We start from the raw sequence: 292 nt of genomic DNA, 5'->3' as shown, positions 1-292 counted from the left end.
GATGATTAAATTAGATATGGCGGAGGAAGAGGGATTCGAACCCCCGCGGGCTTTGACACCCCTGTCGGTTTTCAAGACCGATCCCTTCAGCCAGACTTGGGTATTCCTCCGTATAAGTGGTGGACCTTGTAGGACTCGAACCTACGACCGGACGGTTATGAGCCGTCTGCTCTAACCAACTGAGCTAAAGGTCCAATGGTAGCGGCGGAGGGGATCGAACCCCCGACCTCACGGGTATGAACCGTACGCTCTAGCCAGCTGAGCTACACCGCCAAAAAACAATTAAAATCAA

Annotated in this window: 3 tRNA genes; all 3 read right to left on the bottom strand. The window is 52.7% G+C overall.

The features are described 5' to 3' along the window. Positions 1–17 precede the first annotated feature (17 nt). The 3 genes from ICW23_RS18820 to ICW23_RS18810 all read right to left on the bottom strand — a co-directional run bounded on the left by ICW23_RS18820 (position 18) and on the right by ICW23_RS18810 (position 273). Positions 18–110 (bottom strand) — tRNA-Ser (locus ICW23_RS18820). Positions 111–117: 7 nt separating this feature from the next. After that, positions 118–194 (bottom strand) — tRNA-Ile (locus ICW23_RS18815). 2 nt (positions 195–196) lie between these two features. Continuing rightward, a tRNA-Met gene (locus ICW23_RS18810) sits at positions 197–273 on the bottom strand. Positions 274–292: the final 19 nt, after the last annotated feature.

It is taken from the genome of Bacillus sp. 1021, from assembly GCF_014534735.1.
GTDB lineage: Bacteria > Bacillota > Bacilli > Bacillales > Bacillaceae > Bacillus > Bacillus siamensis.
The sequence above is the reverse complement of the archived record's forward strand: the minus strand, read 5'-3'. Positions and strand labels throughout refer to the sequence as shown.